Origin of the sequence: Pseudolysinimonas sp. (assembly GCF_044239695.1) — a bacterium.
In the GTDB taxonomy this organism is placed as follows: Bacteria; Actinomycetota; Actinomycetes; order Actinomycetales; family Microbacteriaceae; genus Pseudolysinimonas_A.
The window spans coordinates 1-16,467 of sequence record NZ_JBIIAW010000069.1 but is presented as its reverse complement, the minus strand read 5'-3'; the positions used below and the strand labels follow the sequence as shown (position 1 = coordinate 16,467).

The window sequence follows — 16,467 nt, the reverse complement described above, 5'->3', positions numbered from 1 at the left end:
GGGCGAGCAGGACCGGGAGGTCGGGGTCGCCGGCGAGTTCGGCGGTCGCGATGCCCACCAGGTAGTCGCGGCTCGCCTCGAGATTGCCCAGTTCCGGGGTGCGCGTACGCGTCGCCGAGGAGTCGTGCATTCGATAGCGATAGACGGTTCGGGCGCTGAACAGCACGCGCCGCGTCCGCGACGCCGCGAGCACGACGCGGCAGAAGTCCTCCTGGGTGCGCAGCAGCGGCAGGCCGGGCGCGGCCTGCGCCAGGTCGCGGCTGATCACCTTGTTCCACAGGTAGCCGTCGACATCCCCGCGCAAGAGCATGCGCAGCCATTCCCGTCCGTCGCGCACCCCGGGGTCGACGTCGTCGATGAGCGTCGGCAGCATCCGCCCGTCCTTGACCGCTTCGGCTCGCCCGACCGCGGCGTCGAAGCCTTCGCGATCCGCCTGGTCGGCGAGTTCGAGCACGGCCGCGAGATCGAACTCGTCATCGCAGTCCGCGAACCAGATGTAGCGGCCGCGGGCGGCGCGCACGGCCTGTGCGCGCGCGACCCCCGGGCCTACGGCGTCGGGGTTGCTGAACACCGCCGTCGCGCCCAACCGGCGAGCCAGGTCGCGCAGGATGCGGAGGGTGTCGTCCCGCGACCCGTCGTCGACGACGACGAGTTCGAGGTCGCCCCGCCAGCCTCCGAAGAGATCGTCCGCGAAGCCGTCGGCGAGGTGGTCGCCGCCGTCGCGCACGCAGAGGGCGACCGTCAGCAGGGGTGCGTCCGGGCCCTCCTGCCGCAGGTCGACGATGCGTTCGGCGAGCGGAATGTCGGCGCGGCCGCTCATCGGGCACTCTCCCGCTCGTGCGGCACGACGCGCGCAGGAACCCCGGCGAGGTCGGAGTCCGAGGGGAAGTCGCGCGTGACGACCGCGCCGGGCCAGACATGCACGCGGTCGCCGAGCGTCGCGCCGATCACGAGCGAATTCGGCGCGAGTTGGGCATCGTCGCCGATCACCGGGTAGCGTCCGCGCGCCTCGCCGATCGTGACGCCCTGGTGGATGCGGCAGTTCGCGCCCACCCGCGCGTTCATGTTGACCACGATGGTGCCGGTGTGCGCGATCGACAGGCCCGGCCCGAACGTGTTGCGCGGGATCGAGTAGCCCATCCGCTCGCCCAGCAGCTTGACCCGCAGTCGCAGCGCGACGGCCATGGCGAGACCGACCGGGTCGCGGCGGCAGTTGCTCCAATACTCGGAGCGTCGGAGCAGCCGCTGGAAGTAGACGATGCGCTTCGTCAGCCGGTAGTGCGACCGCCAGCGGGAGAGGCCATGAGCCGCGAGGTCGGCGGCCAGGTAGCGACGCAGTGCGTCGCGGCTGTCGATCATCAGGCCGCGCCGGTCTGCGGGCGCACGTCGCGCGCGGTCAGTCGACCGCGATCCATCGCGTAGACCCGGTCGGACCCCTGCGCCGCCGCGGGACGATGCGTCACGAGCACGGTGATCAACTCGCTCTTCAGGCCCGCGATGGTCGCCGCGATCTGACGTTCGCTCTCCGGGTCGAGCGCGCTCGTCGGCTCGTCCAGCACCAGGAGGTCGGGTCGACGCAGCAGACAGCGGGCGAGTCCGATCCGCTGGCGCTGACCTCCGGAGAGATTCCGGCCCTCCTCGGTCACCTCGGTGTCGAGTCCCTCGCGGAAGATGCGCGGGTCGAGCTCGAGTGCGGCCATCTCGATCGCGGCGCGCACCTCGTCGTCGGTGCCCTCGCGGAAGAACAGGACGTTGTCGCGCACCGTCCCGGGAATCAACCGCACCTCCTGCGGAAGGTAGGCGACGCGCGAGAACCAGTCGTCGCGGCGGTAGTCCGAGGCCGGTACGCCATTGACCAGCAACCGGCCCTCGCCGGGCTCGGCGAGCCGCAGCAGCACTCGCAGCAGCGTCGACTTGCCCCCGCCGGACGGTCCCACGACCGTCACCGACTCCCCCGAGCTCATGGTCACCGTGACGTCGTCGAGGTGACGGCCGACGCCATCGTGGCTGAACCCGACGCGCTCGAACTCGATCTCGGCGATGCGTTCCAGGGGGGTGGAGCCCCACGCCACATCATCCGCCGGGAACGAATCGATCAGCTCACGGGCGGAGGCCCAGTAGGCCGACATCTCCCGCATCTGCTGCGTGTTGTTCTGAATCGCCTGGAGGTAGGAGAGGGCACGCACGAGCAGGAGTGCGATGACCGCGACGGCGGCGACGGCCTCGGGGGCCCAGATCGAGACGCTGCCGATCACGACGAGCGCGATGATGAGCACCGATACGCGGAAGATGATCGGCGCGGACTGCTGGAGGACGCGCGTGCTCGACCACGCTCGCGACACCTCGACGATCTTCTGACCGGCGACCCGCTCGATCGGGACCGCGACGCCGAACACGCGGGCTTCCAGCGCGACCCGCACGTAGACGGAGACGTAGCCCATGAGCGTGAGGGCGCCGGCCACCATGCGGCGGCTGGCCGCCGCGACCGAGCGCGAGAGCGGGATCAGCGCGATTCCCAGGACGCCGCCGAGGAGCACGAGCGCGACGGCGGCGAGCGGAGAGATCAGCACCGCGGCGACCAGCAGCACGGCGAGGTTGCTGAACGCCGCCGCCGTACTCCCCGCCAGCACGAGGCCCTCCGTGCCCTTGAGGATCTGCTGCGAGAAGATCTCCTGCAACTGTCCCGGCGACGTAGTGCCCTGGCCGGTGAGCGAACTCGCGAAGTAGCGGTTCAGCACCAGTTGGCGGGTGCTCACCATCCGTCGGCTCGCCGCCCGCGTAGTCACCACCAGGCCACCGAGCTGGAAGGCGATCGTCAGGACCCCGGCGATGAGGCCGATCACGATCATGCCGCCCAACGAGTCGGGGAGGAACTCGAGCGCGCTCAGGCCCGCACTGCTTCGGCCCGACAGCGCGAGAGTCGCGACCCGCACGATCAACACCAGCAGGGCCGCCTCAGCGATCCCCCCGGCGACGCCGAGAACGAGGATGGCGGCGACGCGGCTGCGCGGCACGCCGCGCAGGAGGGTGAACAGCGACGATCGCCCGGAGGCTGCTGGTGAGCGACTCATGCGTGGACCTCTTCTTCGTCGAACCGGACCCGCGGGCCGAGTGCTCCGCGGGACATCACCCAGGAGCCACCCGCCCCGGGGCGGACGTCGGCAGCCGGCGCGAGGGCGAGCGCCCCCGGTGGGACATCGCGGATCACGAGCGCATGGGCGGCGATCACGGCCCCCTCGCCGATCGACACCCCGCCGATGATCGACACGTTGGGGCCCAGGAAGACGTCGTCGCCGATCACCGGGGACCGGCCCTTGTCGCCCCCGATCACGAGGCCGGGATGCACGCGGCAATTGCGTCCGACGCGGGTCTCGCCGTTGACGACGATCGTTCCGCGGTGCGCGATCGACAGCCCGGGCCCGAACACCCCCAGCGGGATGTCGATCCCCATCCGTTCGGCGTAGCGCTCGTAGCGCCAGCGGGCGACCGCGTACCCGGCGCGGGCGAGGATGCCGTTCGCGCCACGTCTGCTCTCGGCTCGGCGGAGAAGGTAGACGAAGAACGCCAACCGATGCGTGATCCGGTAGCGAGGACGCCAGGCGGCGGGCAGTCCCATCGCCCGCAGGTCGTCGGCGAGGACGTCCCGCCAGCGCGAGCGGCTCACGAGAGCACCCTCTGAGCGACGCCCGGCCGAGTCGACAGTCCCGAGTAGAGCCGGTGCCACCGTGTCGTGACGACGTCGGTCGCCAGCTCCCGCCGGGCGTACGCGAGGGCCTGAAGCCGGAGGAGCCGGAGGCGGTCGGGGTCGGACAGGCTCGCCACGAGGGTCGATCTCAGCGCCTCCGCGTCGGTCGCGACGACCGGCTGCCCGGCGGCGGCGAGCAGCTCTCCGAGTCCGCCGACGTCCGTTCCGACGACGGCGCACCCGGCGGCCATCGCCTCGCAGACCGACATCGGGAACGCCTCGGCCCGCGAGGGCTGAACCAGGAGCGCAGCGTCGGAGAGGAGGGCGAGCGCCTGGACGTGCGGCACCTCGCCCAGGATGCTGACGCCCGGCCGCCTGCTCAGGGCGGCGAGGGAGTTCGCCGCCTCGGGTGTCGCCCCGCCGACGATCACCAGCCTCGCGCGTCGCGCGAGCTCGTCATCCCAGGCGACGGCCAAGAGGTCGATGCCCTTTCGCAACCCGGCTTCGCCGAGAAAGACGACCGTCGGGCGATCCCCGTTGCGGGGGCGGGAACGCTCGGGCGTGGCGACATCGTTCGGGATGCGGGCCCACTGCGACGCGGGGATCCGGAATCGCATCGCGTAGCGGTCCGCGAAGCCGTGCACGACGTGGGCCCGCCCGCAGACCAGGCGCAGTGCCGCGGTCTGCACCGGGCCGGCGTTCATCAGACCACTGCCGTGCAGGGTGACGACGGTTCGGTGCCCGGCGGCACGTGCGACGAACACCGCCGCCCCCTCGCGCAGCAGAGAGCCGCGCTGCGCGAGGTGCACGTGCACGATCCCCCGAGGGTGCGACCGCGCGATCCGCGACAGGGCCACGAGCCAGACGCGCGCCCGCACGACGACGTTCGTGCGGGGGACGTGCGTCGCGACGCTCGTGACGGCGAAGCCCGGCAGCCGTCGCGCGAGGTGCGACCGGATCACCGAGGCGATCCCGCCGTTGCTCTCCGGCGCGTTCCCGACGTGCAGGATCCGCGTGTCCGCCCCGCTCACCGGGTCTCCACGACCCGGCGCGTGGTGACGGCGAGCAGGGTCGCGCGATCGAGGCGTCCATCTCCGCGCTCGGCGAGGCCGAGATCGCTGAGGTGCCCGACGATCTGTTCCTGGTGATCGTCCACGTGCTCGCCGTCGAGCGCCCGGCGCGCGAACATCACGGGCGTCTTGCCGCGGGCGAGCGCGTCGAGGGCCGTCCCGACTCCGCCGTGCGCGATGACGACGTCGGCCCCCTCGAGCAGTCGATGCATCTCGTCGTCGCTGATCGCCTCGACGACCCGGCCCGGCAGGTCGGTGCGCGTCGTGCAGCCGACCTGCCAGGTCACCTCATCACCGTCGCGAAGGGAGGTGAGCACCTCGTCGATGAGGCGATCGAATCGATACGGCCGGATCGTCCCGAGCGTGACCAGGATGCGCAGGGGACGCTCGGTACGGCTCGCCCCGGGGACATCCTCCACGGTGTAGAGACCGAGGAGGGAGGGCACGCGCTGCCAGCCGGGTTGTGCGTAGTCGTGCTGGCTCCAGGTGTCGACGCCCGCGAGTCGGCGCATGATCCGGCCGGTGAGGCTTGGACCGGCGAAGCGGGACACGCTCTCGATGTAGTGGATGCGCAGTCCCAGGCGCCGAGCCACCGGCCAGACCGAGAGCGCGAGCGCGGCCCCCGTCGTCACGATCACCTCGGGACGTCGCGCGGGCACGAGTCGCCACAGCTCCCGCGCGACCGAGAGCACGGCCCGCCAGTCGCGGGAGCGCACATACCCGACGTACATGACCGAGCGGTGCGCGAGCAGAGCACGACTCTGCGGGAGATCGAAGGTGACGACGAGGCTGGCCGCATCCAGCTGGAGCCGATCCATCCACTTGACCGCCTGATTCAGGTGGCCGCCGCTCGAGGCGACGACCAACGCACGGCGGCCCGCCAGAGCCTCCAGCGGGTTCGATTCGAGGGTTCGTTCAGGCGACATGACGCATGACCTTTCGGTTCGCGGGGCGCGGGACGGCCTCCGGTCGGCGTTCGAGAGCAGCGCCGAGGCCGAGGATCGAGAAGAGCAGGCCGAACATCGGAGGCGACGTGAAGACGGCGGCCCCGGTCGATTGGAAGACGGTGAGGATCGTCCACCCCAGCGCGGTGAAGCCGATCATCCGCAGCATGGGCTCCTCGCCGAGGGTCCACTGCCGGGCGCGCAGCACGATCGCGACGAACGCGAGCAGGAACATGAGCGTCCCGAGGTAGCCGGTCTCGCCGATGATCGCCGGCCACGAGGTGTCGGTGAGGAAGAAGCCGCGCAGACCCGGTCCGAGCCCGTAGGAGTTCTCCAGGCCGAGCCGGAAGTACTCGGGGCTGTAGGTCGTGGCGGCCGTGCGGGAGGCGTAGCGTCCGAAGCCCGCCCCCAGCGGCGCATAGTGATTGGCGAGTTCGAAGGCATTGAGGGTGAGCACGGTTCGCGCCTCCCCGCTGTCCACCGTGAGATAGGAGCCGACGACCTGGTCGACCTGAGCCGAGATCTCGTCCCAGGCGATGACGACGAGGATCGGCAGCACGAGGACCGCCGCGACCACTCCGCGCATCCGTCGCGTCAGCGTCGCGAGCGAGAAGAGGGCGGCCAGCAGGCCGAGCAGGTCCTTGCGGCGGAAGGAGAAGAACGTCGCCAGCGTCGTGCCCACGAGGAGCACCGAGGTGAATCGACTGGGGCCGATCACGTGGCGGTACGCGTAGATCGCGACGGCGGCCATCGCCGAGAAGAAGGCGAGGTCGAAGGGATGGATGAACGGCCCTGAGAGCGACGGCAGACCGTAGCGATCGATCGTCTCACCCTGCACGGCGAACACCGACGCCCAGGCTCCCGGGGCGGCGGCGTTGAGCACGGTGGCGACCAGCACGACGACGACGAGACCGCCGCCGAATCGGTAGGCCCGCCGGATGTCGTCGGGAGTCCAGGGGAACTGGGCCACCGCCCAGCCCAGCAGCACCCCCTTGATCGCGAGGAACGCGCCCGACAGCAGGATCGAGGGCGAGAAGAAGGGAGAGAGCAGGCTGCCCGCGACGCCGCAGACCAGGAACAGCAGGAAGAAGATCATTCCCGGGTAGGACGGGCGCACCCGGTGCGGACGGAGTTCGAACACGGCGCGCACGACGACGAGGGCGACCAACCCGTCGTCGGCGTTGGAGAGGGCGGCGAACCCGGAGAGGTGCGCGAGCGTGCGCACGAAGAGGATGACGACGATCGCCACGCCGATCAGCAGTTTCGGCTTGAGCCACAGCGGGATCAGCGCGAGGCCGGCGAGCACCGAGAGGGTCACGGCGTAGAAGACGGTCTCGCTCATGCGCCGACCGCGTTCGGCAGCGGAGCACGACCGCGCCAGAGGGCCTGCGCCCCGGCCCGGGCGTCCGCGATGCGGCGCGGGCGACGGTTCTCGTGAAGCAGGTCGAGGTACTCCTGCGCCATGTCGCGAGGCGTGCGTGCGGCCGAGACCGACGATCGTGGTCGACCGGATGCGGCGCGCACCGCTGCGGCGACGAGATCGGGACGGTCGGCGTCGACGGCGCCCGCGGCCCCGGCCTCGAGCGAGGAGACGACCGGAACCCCCGCCGCGTCGGCCTCGAGGATCACGAGCGGTTGCGCCTCGAACCGGGAGAGCACGCACAGGGCGCCGATGCGCGGGAGGAACTCCTCGGGCGGGACGTACCCCAGCCAGCTGACGCGGTCGGAGATCCCGAGATCATCCGCCAATCGGCGCAGGTCCCCCTCGTCGGGTCCGACCCCCGCGATCGCGAGCGTGAACGGGGCGGTCGAATCGGCGACCGCGTGGAGCAGCCTGTCGAGCCCTTTGTGGTGAGCGTCGAGCCGGCCGATGAATCCGGCGGCGAACTCCGAGGTCGGCGCCGGGAGCGTCGCGAAACGTGCGGGATCGATGGCGTTCGAGATGACCGCGGAGGGGCGAAGGCCCCAGTACCGCGAGATCCGGTCGGCGTGCTGCGGCGTCAAGGCGACGAGGTCCCCGGCGGCGAGACATCCGGCGTACGCGAAACGGGTCAGAAGCGGCGCCCCCGGCCCCACCGGGTTGTGCACCGCCACCGCCCAGCGGCCCGTCCGACGCCGCGCCGCCGCCGCCAGCGCGAAGCCGATCTCGGTGCGGGTCGTCCCCGTGATGAGCAGATCGTGACGACGAGAGCTTCCCGTCTGGTACGCGCGACGCTCGATGCGCACCCGGGGATCGACTTCGTCCGCCAGCTGCCCGAGCTCTTGCAGGACCACCAGGGTCGCCTCGGCACCCTCCTCGAGGAGGGCGTTGGCGAGCAGCACGCGTTGTCGTTCGGCTCCGCCGGCACCGAGCGTGTTGGTCGTGATCGCCACCGCGATCGGCTGGTCAGTCATCGTCGCCCCGCACTGCCGACCAGGTGCCGTCGGCGTATTCCGCCCAGTCGGGGATCACCGATCGCGCCCGGGCCGCATTCGCCGCACGCTGATCGGCCGCGAGCGGTTCGACCGCTGACAACGCCTCCGCGAGGGCGACGTGATCGCCGACCGGCACCCGGTTCACGGGGTACGCCCCGAAGGTCTCGATCGCGCCGTTCATCGCGGTCGTGACCACCGGCAGCCCCGCCGCCGCCGCCTCCATCGTCACGAGCGCGCAGGCGTCCTCGATCGTCGGCAGCACGAAGGCGTCGGCCTGGGCGTACTCGTCGCGGAGTCGACCGTGAGCCGTCGGCGGGACCACCTCGACGTTCTCCGGCAGGCGGGCCAGCAGCTCCCGGTCGAAGACATTGCCGACGAGCCGCAGCTCGATGTCCAGACCGTCGCTCGCGCGCAGCAGGAAGGGGATGCCCTTGCGCAGGCTCAGCTGCCCGACGAACAGCACGCGCGGACGTCGGCCGAGCCGGGCGGCTCCGCCATCGGCGGCGCGCGGCGCGAAGACCCCGAAGTCGGTGCCGTAGGGGCGCACCAGGATCCGGGAGGGATCGACCCCGTGCTCGCGCATCTGCGTGGCGACGAGGAGCGAGGGGACGAGCACCAGGTGGGCGAGTTCGAGTTCGCGCTCGATCCGCCGCACCAGCCACTCGGGGTAGACCTCGGCGGCGGCGCGGCGACCGAAGGCATTGACGAGGTGCTCATTGTGCGCGCGCGGGTGGGCATCCACCGCGTGCATCACGCGCAGCCCGCGACTGCGGGCGAACGGCTCGAGGCTCGCGCCGGGGAATCCGAACACCCCGTGAGCGCTCGCGACGTGCCGGACCGCGCCCCGGGCGAAGGCCAGCTTCCCGAGGTGCATCGGGAGCAGACTCCACCGATGGGGCACCACGTTCTCGGCGAAACGACGGGCTCGCGCGCCCGCACGCATCCGGGACACTTCGCGCGCGCCCCTGACAGTGTTCGCGACCTGCGCGGTCCCGAACACCTCGAGGGCGGGACGGCGCGGCGATCCGGCGAGGGCGACCGCGGCCCGTTCCGGATAGGGGGCGAGCAGGACGAGGCCGGGAGCGGTGCGATCGTCCGGCATCAGTAGGCCCCGTCCCGGCCCAGCACGGCGCGGGCCGTGCGCCAGAGGATGACGAGGTCGCCGACGAGCGACCAGTTCTCGACGTAGTACAGATCGAGCCGCACCGTCTCCTCCCAGGAGAGGTTGGCGCGACCGCTGACCTGCCAGAGGCCGGTGATCCCCGGCTTGACGAGAAAGCGGCGGTAGACGTGGTTCTCGTAGACGGCGACCTCTCGCTCGAGCGGCGGTCGAGGTCCGACGAGCGACATCGTGCCGATCAGCACGTTGAACAGCTGGGGCAGCTCGTCGAGGCTGTACCTCCGCAGGACGCGACCCACCGAGGTCACCCGCGGGTCGTCCCGCATCTTGAACATGACGTCGTTGCTCTCGCGACGGCCGCGCTCCGCGACCTCGGCGAGCCGCGCCTCGGCGTCGACGACCATCGAGCGGAACTTGAGCATCCCGAACGGCTCGCCTCGGCGGCCGATGCGCGGCTGCCGGAACAGCACGGGCCCCGGCGATCCGATCTTGATGGCGACGGCGATCACCGCGAGCAGAGGCGCGAGGAGCACGATGCCCGTCGCTGCGGCCGCAAAGTCGAACGCCCGCTTCGCCGTACTCCGGAACCCTTCGTAGCGCGGGGTCTCGATGTGGACGAGGGGAAGTCCCGCCGCCGGTCGGATGTGGATGCGGGGGCCGCCGATGTCGGTCAGGCTCGGCGCCACCACGAGGTGCTGACGGCCCGGCTCGAGCGACCAGCTGAGTTCCCTGATCCGACGTGGCGGGAGATCGTGGCTGCTGGTCACGATCACCGTGTCGGCGTCGTACCTGGCCAGCAGCGCCGGGATGTCCTCGAGCGAACCGTGCACCGTGACGCCGAACGGCGTGGTGCCGCCGTCCGTGTCCCCCGGGATGCAGGCCGCGACGACGCGGTAGCCGGCGCTCGGCTGCCGCTTCAGGTCGCGGGCGATCTCATCGACCCCGTCTCGGGAGCCGACGAGCACGGCCCGCGACGTGTATTCGCCCGCTTCGCGGCGACGCACGAGCCACTTTCGCCAGGTCCAACGCCCGAAGAGCAGGGAGACGACACCCACGGGGAATGCGACCAGTATGTAACTCCGGGCCAGGTCGAGCCGGAAGATCAGAGCGGCGATCGCGACGAGGCCGAACAGGAGCAGGCTCGCCCGGATGACCCGGCGGTACTCGGTGGGCCCCACGCCGATGACCCTGCTGTCGCGGGTCCCGGTGAGAGTCAGCATCCCCACCCAGAGCAGCACCAGTGCGACGGAGGTCGTGCTGTAGCTCAGCCCGAGATCCCCCAGGACGAAAGCGTCGGTGGCGAAGAATCCGCTCGAGGCGCCGAACCGCGCGAGTTGTGCGCCGATCACCGACCAGACGACGAGCACCAGGTCGGTCATCAGCAGGCGCGTGGCGTAGGCCGCGGCCCAGCTCGTTCCCGGCGCCCGATCGAGTTCGATCAGGTCCACGTCCGAGCGCGTTGGCCCGAGCATCGCGTCCCCCCTGCTGCTTCCTCATCCGCTGTCAGCCCGACGCTAGGGGCCGCGGCAGGGGGGCGATCCGCATTCGGTCGAACGGCGTCACCCCAGGAATGAGCCCCGTTAGGGTGGCTCCTGAGCCAGGCCGTCGCCGGACACGAAAGCGCCGCGCGGGCCGGTGCGCACGGGGGGACGTGCGCGCAATAGGCACCGCGCGGCGGAACTCCACGGTAGACAATCGCCCCGCGGGATGGGCCGCGGGCTCACTCTTCTGTCACTCGTCTGGCGACACGGGTCTGCGGTCGTCAGCCCCGATCGGCGGTCGAGCCGGCCGCGTCGTACCCCCCGCGGAGACCGTTGAACGCGTTCGCGAGCTGAACGCGGTTGCTCACCCCGAACTTCGCGAAGAGTCGCGACACGTAGGTCTTGATCGTGTTGATGCTGACCCCCAGTTCAACCGCGATCTCCTCGTTGCTGCAGCCTCCGGCAATCCGGATCCCGACGTCGCGTTCCCGGGGACTCAGGCGCGCTGCGCCGGGGTGCCCGCGGGCCTCCCTCACCGTCCTTCCGTAGATGGCGGCCAGGATCTCCGTCGCCGGCGCCGACTTGCGCACGAAGGCATCGGCACCGGCGGCTTTCGCGTGCACGGCGAAGCGGTCCGCGTCGAATGTCGTCATCAGGATGATGCGGGCGTCCGGAAGCCGTGCCCGCACCGGCGCGATCGCGGCGACCCCGCTCAGGCGGGGCATCTGGACGTCCATCAGAACGACGTCGGCTCGCACCACCTCGAGAAGGCGAAGCACGGCGGCACCGTCTGAGGCCTCGGCGACGATCTCGAGGCTGTCGTGCCGTAGGAGGGACCGCAGTCCGGTGCGAACAAGAGGGTCGTCGTCGGCGATGATCAGGCGCGTGGTCATCCCGTAACCACGCGCGATGACCACGGCAGCACGGAATCGGCGGCCGGCGCAGCCGCCTGGCTGTGCACCGGGATGCGGGCGCTCAGCACGAACTGCTCGGCATCGATGACGGCCCTCATCCCGCCGCCGGCCTGATCGACCTGCCGCTGCAGCCACCCGAGCCCGTGGCGGCCCCCGCTCAGTTGCGGCGCCTCGACGCCCAATGGGGACCGCACCTCGACCGTCAGGTCTCCGGGAGCTTGGTGGTCGAAACGCACGTGGACATGCCCCGGACCCCCATACTTCGCCGCGTTCGCGATCCCTTCGCGAACGACGGCGGCGGCCAGAGCGGCATCGGACGACGGCACCCGGTCCAGCAGATGACGACCGGACACCAGCACCGGAACGCCAGCGCGGCGGGCATCCACGACGAACGCGTCGAGCGCGAACCCGGGATCTTCTTCGGGCGACCTCCGCTGGTCGATCTCGTCCAGCAGCTGGCGCAATTCTTCGAACGTCCTCTCGACCTCGTCGGCCACCACCTCCCAGAGCTCCGGGCCAGCACCCGGGAGCTCCGACTGCTGGATGCGCGCCCGGAGGCTGAGCAGCGCGAGCCGGTGGCCGACGCCGTCGTGGATCCGCCGGGACAGCCAGTCGGAATCCACCTGCGGTGTGACGCCCTGTGCACCGCGTGGTCGCAGGATGAAGTGGATCCCGACGACGACCATACACACGCCGAGCACTGATGCCGCGAGGGTCGGAACCACCACGACGGCGGCGCCGGTGACGGATCGGGCGGCGAAGCCCATCGCGATGCCGACCCCGATCAGCGGCACGACGAGCCACGGCGGACGCCGCGGGCCGATCCTCAGACCGAGACTGCCGACCAGAACCAGCACCGGGACCGCCCCCGGGGACAATGCGGCGGCCACCGTGCCGAGAAGAACGGAGAGGCGCGGCCGAACCGCGACGAGGAAGGGCAGGGTCGTCGACGCGACGATCGCCACGGGGACGCTCACCCAGGTCCACGCCGACACGCGGAGCTGGGTTTCGACGAGGGCGATCGAGACGGCGATCGAGGGGAGCCCGGCCGCGATGATCGCCGACTGATGGGCGAGCGGCAGCTGCCCTCGGTGTCGCGGAATGAGTTGTCGATGCATGGCCGCCCCGTCCCCGATGTCGACCCGTAACCGAGAACCTGGCGCCGAGTCGACACACCCCCGTGTATTGCTCTTGCACCCATAGTGGGGTGCCACCTTGGGAGGTCGCCCACGTAGCGTCAACTAAAGTTTAAGTCGCCCCCCTGCATTGGGGGTTTTTCTCAGCTATCCGGGGATAGGCACGCGGCGGGTCGGGAAGGCCCTCAGTCCCGCGCTCCGAATGGCCGCCACACGACGACCGACGTCGACTTCTTAGCGCGAGTTCCCGCCCGCAGCGGGACGACGTCGCCCTCTGAACCGGCCGCGAAGACGCGACGGCCCGGGCGGTTCAACAGCTCGTCGGCGAGCGCCCGCTCGAGTTCGCGCACGCGCCCGGTGAGAGCCGCCACCTGGTTCTCCAGTTCCAGGATGCGGCGGATGCCCTCGAGGTTGAGACCTTCCGCCGACAGTCGGGCGATCTCCCGCAACTGCACGACATCCCGCATCGAGTAGCGCCGCGACTGGCCCGCCGTGCGCCGTGGGCTGACCAGCCCGAGCTTGTCGTACTGGCGGAGCGTCTGCGGGTGCATGCCGCTCAGCTCGGCGGCGACGGCGATCGCGAAGATCGGGGTCTCCAGATCGACATCGGCCATCGGGCTCACCTCCCCGCGCGGGCCCGGGCGAGCAATTCGTCCCGCGGGTTCTCGGGCATCGCCTTCGCGAGTTCGGCCACCGCGGCGGCAGCCGGCGCCGACAGGTTGCTCGGCACCGCGACGACGACCTCGGCGAGCAGGTCTCCCGTGCCCTTCGGGGTCGTCACGCCGCGGCCCTTGACCCGCAGCACGCGGCCGGCCGGGGTGCCCGGGGCGACCTTGAGCCGCACGGTGTCGCCCTCGAGGGTCGGCACCTCGATCGTCGCGCCGAGAGCGGCTTCGGCGAAGGTCACCGGCACGTCGACGCGGAGGTTGAGGCCCTCGCGTTCGAACACCGGATGCGGCCGCACCGACACGGTGATGACGAGATCTCCGGCCTCGCCGCCGTCGGGGCTCTGCTGCCCTTTGCCCTTGAGCCGGATCTTCTGCCCATCGGCGACGCCCGCCGGCACCTTCACCTTGACCTCGCGCCCGTCCTGCATCTGCAGACCGACGGTGTCGCCGCGGATCGCGGTGAGGAAGTCGAGGGTGGTGTTCGCGGTGATGTCGCCACCCTTGGTCGGCCCGCCGAAGCCGCCGAACCCGCCCGTCGGGGTGCCGAACCGGCTGCCCCCGCCGAAGAGTCCGCCGAGGATGTCGTCGAAGTCGCTCTGGTTGCGCTGAGCGCCCCGGCCGAAGCCGCGGAAGATGTCGTCGAAGCCCTGGCCACCGGCGGCGCCCCCACCGGGCGCCGTGAAGCGCGCGCCCGAACCCATCGCCCGCATCTGGTCGTACTCGGCGCGCTGGTCCTTATCGGACAGCACCGAGTACGCCTCGCTGATCTCCTTGAACCGCGCCTCGGCCTTGGCGTCGCCCGCGTTGGAGTCGGGGTGATGCTGGCGCGCGAGTTTGCGGTACGTCTTCTTGAGGTCGGCGTCCGACACGTCCTTGCCGACGCCGAGGACGGCGTAGAAGTCCTTGTCGAACCAGTCCTGGCTGGCCATGGGGCTCCGCTTCCGCTTACTCGGGCGACGAGACGGCGACCTTGGCGGCGCGGATGAGGCGCTCACCGAGGAGGTAGCCGGGCTCGATGACATCCGCCACCGTGTCGACGGTGACGTCGGCACTCGGGATGCGCACCAGGGCCTCGTGCAGCTTCGGGTCGAAGCGCTCGCCCTTCTCGCCCACCTTCGTGAGTCCGTACTTGTCGAACGCGGCGCGGATCTTCTGCGCCACGATCGCCAGCGGGCCGCCCTCGACGAGGTCGCCGTGCGCGTCCGCCCGGTCGAGGTCGTCGATCGCCGGAAGGAGCGAGCGGATGACCTCGGCGATCACGATCTCGCGGTTCGCCGCACGGTCGCGCTCCACGCGGGTGCGGAAGTTCTTCAACTCCGCCTCTGCGCGGGCAGCGCGCTCGCGATACTCCGCGACCAGGTCGCGCTCGGCTTCGGCGAGCAGGGCCAGGTCGTCGTCGCTGAACTCGGTGTCGGTGCCCTGGGCGTCGATCAGTTCGACGTCCTCGGCACCGTCCGGCTCCTCCTCGACCGCGGGCTCGTCGGAGTCAGCGGTCTCGGAGTCGGGCGCCTCCGACGAGGCGCCCTTCTCCGCCGTGAACCCCTCGCCGACCGGCTCCGTCACGCGCGCCTCCCCGGTCTCGGGGTCGATCTTGCGCTTGTCGTTGACCTGGGGGGTGTCGTCGTTCGTGTCGTCCGCCATCTACTTCTTCGGCTCCTCGTCGTCGACGATCTCGGCGTCGACGATGTCCTCGTCGCTGCCGGCCGCGGCCGGCTCCTCGGCCGGGGCGTCGGTCTCCGTCGTGGGCGCGGCGTAGATCGCCTCGCCCAGCTTCGTCTGGCTCGCGTTGAGCTTGTCGAAGGCCGTCTTCACGGCGTCGTCGTCCTCACCCTGGAGGGCCGTCTTGAGGGCGTCGACGTCGGCCTGCACCTCGGTCTTGACGTCCTCGGGGAGCTTGTCCTCGTTCTCCTTGATGAGCTTGTCGATCGAGTACACGAGCTGCTCGGCGCTGTTGCGGATCTCGGCCGACTCGCGCCGCGCCTTGTCCTCGGCGGCGTGCTCCTCGGCCTCGCGCACCATGCGCTCGATGTCCTCCTTCGGCAGCGACGAGCCGCCGGTGATGGTCATCGACTGCTCCTTGCCGGTGCCCTTGTCCTTCGCGGACACGTGCACGATGCCGTTGGCGTCGAGGTCGAAGGTGACCTCGATCTGCGGGATGCCGCGCGGGGCCGGCGCGATGCCGGTCAGCTCGAAGGTGCCCAGCGGCTTGTTGTCGCGGGTGAACTCGCGCTCGCCCTGGAAGACCTGGATCGCGACCGACGGCTGGTTGTCGTCGGCGGTCGTGAAGGTCTCGCTGCGCTTGGTCGGGATGGCGGTGTTGCGCTCGATCAGCTTCGTCATGATGCCGCCCTTGGTCTCGATGCCGAGGCTCAGGGGGGTGACGTCGATGAGCAGCACGTCCTTGCGCTCGCCCTTCAGCACGCCGGCCTGGAGGGCGGCGCCCACGGCGACCACCTCATCCGGGTTGACGCCCTTGTTGGGCTCCTTGCCGCCGGTGAGCTTCTTGACCAGCTCGGTGACGGCCGGCATGCGGGTGGAGCCACCGACGAGCACGACGTGGTCGATGTCGGCGAGCTTGACGCCCGCCTCCTTGATGACGTCCTCGAACGGCTTCTTGGTGCGGTCGAGCAGGTCGGAGGTCATCTGCTCGAACTGCGCGCGCGTGATGGTCTCGTCGAGGTTGGCCGGGCCGTTCTCGGTCAGCGAGAGGTAGGGAAGCTGGATGCTGGCCGTCGTCGAGGAGGAGAGCTCCTTCTTCGCCTGCTCGGCCGCCTCCTTGAGACGCTGGAGGGCGATCTTGTCCTTCGAGACGTCGACGCCGGTGGTCTCCTTGAACTTCTTGATGAGGTGCTCGACGACCCGCTGGTCCCAGTCGTCGCCGCCGAGGCGGTTGTCACCGGCGGTCGCGCGCACCTGGATGGTGGAGAAGTCGTCGTCCTTGCCCACCTCGAGGAGGGAGACGTCGAACGTGCCGCCACCGAGGTCGAAGACGAGGATGAGCTCGTCCTCCTTGCCCTTGTCGAGCCCGTAAGCC

Annotated in this window: 16 protein-coding genes; all 16 read right to left on the bottom strand. The window is 70.7% G+C overall.

Going from position 1 to position 16,467, the window contains the following annotated elements:
* Positions 1 to 820: glycosyltransferase family 2 protein (locus ACILQS_RS11135; protein ID WP_395640197.1), on the bottom strand; the 820-nt coding region annotated here is incomplete at its 3' end.
* Complete coding sequence (locus ACILQS_RS11130; RefSeq protein WP_395640196.1) at positions 817 to 1,359, bottom strand: hypothetical protein; 543 nt, start codon at positions 1,357 to 1,359, stop codon at positions 817 to 819. The genes ACILQS_RS11130 and ACILQS_RS11135, both read right to left, overlap by 4 nt.
* Positions 1,359 to 3,071: an ATP-binding cassette domain-containing protein gene (locus ACILQS_RS11125; protein WP_395640195.1), complete on the bottom strand. Its 1,713-nt coding sequence runs from the start codon at positions 3,069 to 3,071 to the stop codon at positions 1,359 to 1,361. The genes ACILQS_RS11130 and ACILQS_RS11125 overlap by 1 nt, the downstream gene beginning before the upstream one ends.
* On the bottom strand, positions 3,068 to 3,664 hold the full coding sequence (locus tag ACILQS_RS11120) for a DapH/DapD/GlmU-related protein (RefSeq protein WP_395640194.1): 597 nt from the start codon (positions 3,662 to 3,664) through the stop codon (positions 3,068 to 3,070). The genes ACILQS_RS11125 and ACILQS_RS11120 overlap by 4 nt, the downstream gene beginning before the upstream one ends.
* Positions 3,661 to 4,716 (bottom strand): glycosyltransferase family 4 protein, encoded by a 1,056-nt coding sequence (locus ACILQS_RS11115; protein WP_395640193.1) that lies wholly within the window; start codon positions 4,714 to 4,716, stop codon positions 3,661 to 3,663. Before ACILQS_RS11115 ends, ACILQS_RS11120 begins: the two co-directional genes overlap by 4 nt.
* Positions 4,713 to 5,681, bottom strand: coding sequence for a glycosyltransferase (locus ACILQS_RS11110; protein ID WP_395640192.1), 969 nt, complete (start codon positions 5,679 to 5,681; stop codon positions 4,713 to 4,715). The genes ACILQS_RS11115 and ACILQS_RS11110 overlap by 4 nt, the downstream gene beginning before the upstream one ends.
* A complete protein-coding gene (locus tag ACILQS_RS11105; protein ID WP_395640191.1) occupies positions 5,671 to 7,041 on the bottom strand; it encodes a hypothetical protein in 1,371 nt (456 codons plus the stop codon). Before ACILQS_RS11105 ends, ACILQS_RS11110 begins: the two co-directional genes overlap by 11 nt.
* Complete coding sequence (locus tag ACILQS_RS11100; protein ID WP_395640190.1) at positions 7,038 to 8,093, bottom strand: glycosyltransferase; 1,056 nt, start codon at positions 8,091 to 8,093, stop codon at positions 7,038 to 7,040. The genes ACILQS_RS11105 and ACILQS_RS11100 overlap by 4 nt, the downstream gene beginning before the upstream one ends.
* The gene (locus ACILQS_RS11095; RefSeq protein ID WP_395640189.1) at positions 8,086 to 9,216 is read right to left on the bottom strand and encodes a glycosyltransferase family 4 protein; all 1,131 of its coding nucleotides are present in this window, start codon (positions 9,214 to 9,216) and stop codon (positions 8,086 to 8,088) included. Before ACILQS_RS11095 ends, ACILQS_RS11100 begins: the two co-directional genes overlap by 8 nt.
* Positions 9,216 to 10,682, bottom strand: a complete 1,467-nt coding sequence (locus ACILQS_RS11090) for a sugar transferase (protein WP_395640188.1) — start codon at positions 10,680 to 10,682, stop codon at positions 9,216 to 9,218. Before ACILQS_RS11090 ends, ACILQS_RS11095 begins: the two co-directional genes overlap by 1 nt.
* 314 nt (positions 10,683 to 10,996) lie before the next feature.
* Positions 10,997 to 11,608: a response regulator gene (locus tag ACILQS_RS11085; RefSeq protein ID WP_395640187.1), complete on the bottom strand. Its 612-nt coding sequence runs from the start codon at positions 11,606 to 11,608 to the stop codon at positions 10,997 to 10,999.
* Complete coding sequence (locus ACILQS_RS11080; protein WP_395640186.1) at positions 11,605 to 12,747, bottom strand: sensor histidine kinase; 1,143 nt, start codon at positions 12,745 to 12,747, stop codon at positions 11,605 to 11,607. The genes ACILQS_RS11085 and ACILQS_RS11080 overlap by 4 nt, the downstream gene beginning before the upstream one ends.
* 203 nt (positions 12,748 to 12,950) lie before the next feature.
* Positions 12,951 to 13,379: a heat shock protein transcriptional repressor HspR gene (locus ACILQS_RS11075; protein WP_395640185.1), complete on the bottom strand. Its 429-nt coding sequence runs from the start codon at positions 13,377 to 13,379 to the stop codon at positions 12,951 to 12,953.
* A gap of 5 nt (positions 13,380 to 13,384) precedes the next feature.
* On the bottom strand, positions 13,385 to 14,362 hold the full coding sequence (locus tag ACILQS_RS11070) for a DnaJ C-terminal domain-containing protein (RefSeq protein WP_395640184.1): 978 nt from the start codon (positions 14,360 to 14,362) through the stop codon (positions 13,385 to 13,387).
* 16 nt (positions 14,363 to 14,378) lie between these two features.
* Positions 14,379 to 15,074 (bottom strand): nucleotide exchange factor GrpE, encoded by a 696-nt coding sequence (locus tag ACILQS_RS11065; protein ID WP_395640183.1) that lies wholly within the window; start codon positions 15,072 to 15,074, stop codon positions 14,379 to 14,381.
* The coding region (gene dnaK, locus ACILQS_RS11060; protein WP_395640182.1) for a molecular chaperone DnaK at positions 15,075 to 16,467 on the bottom strand (1,393 nt) is incomplete at its 5' end.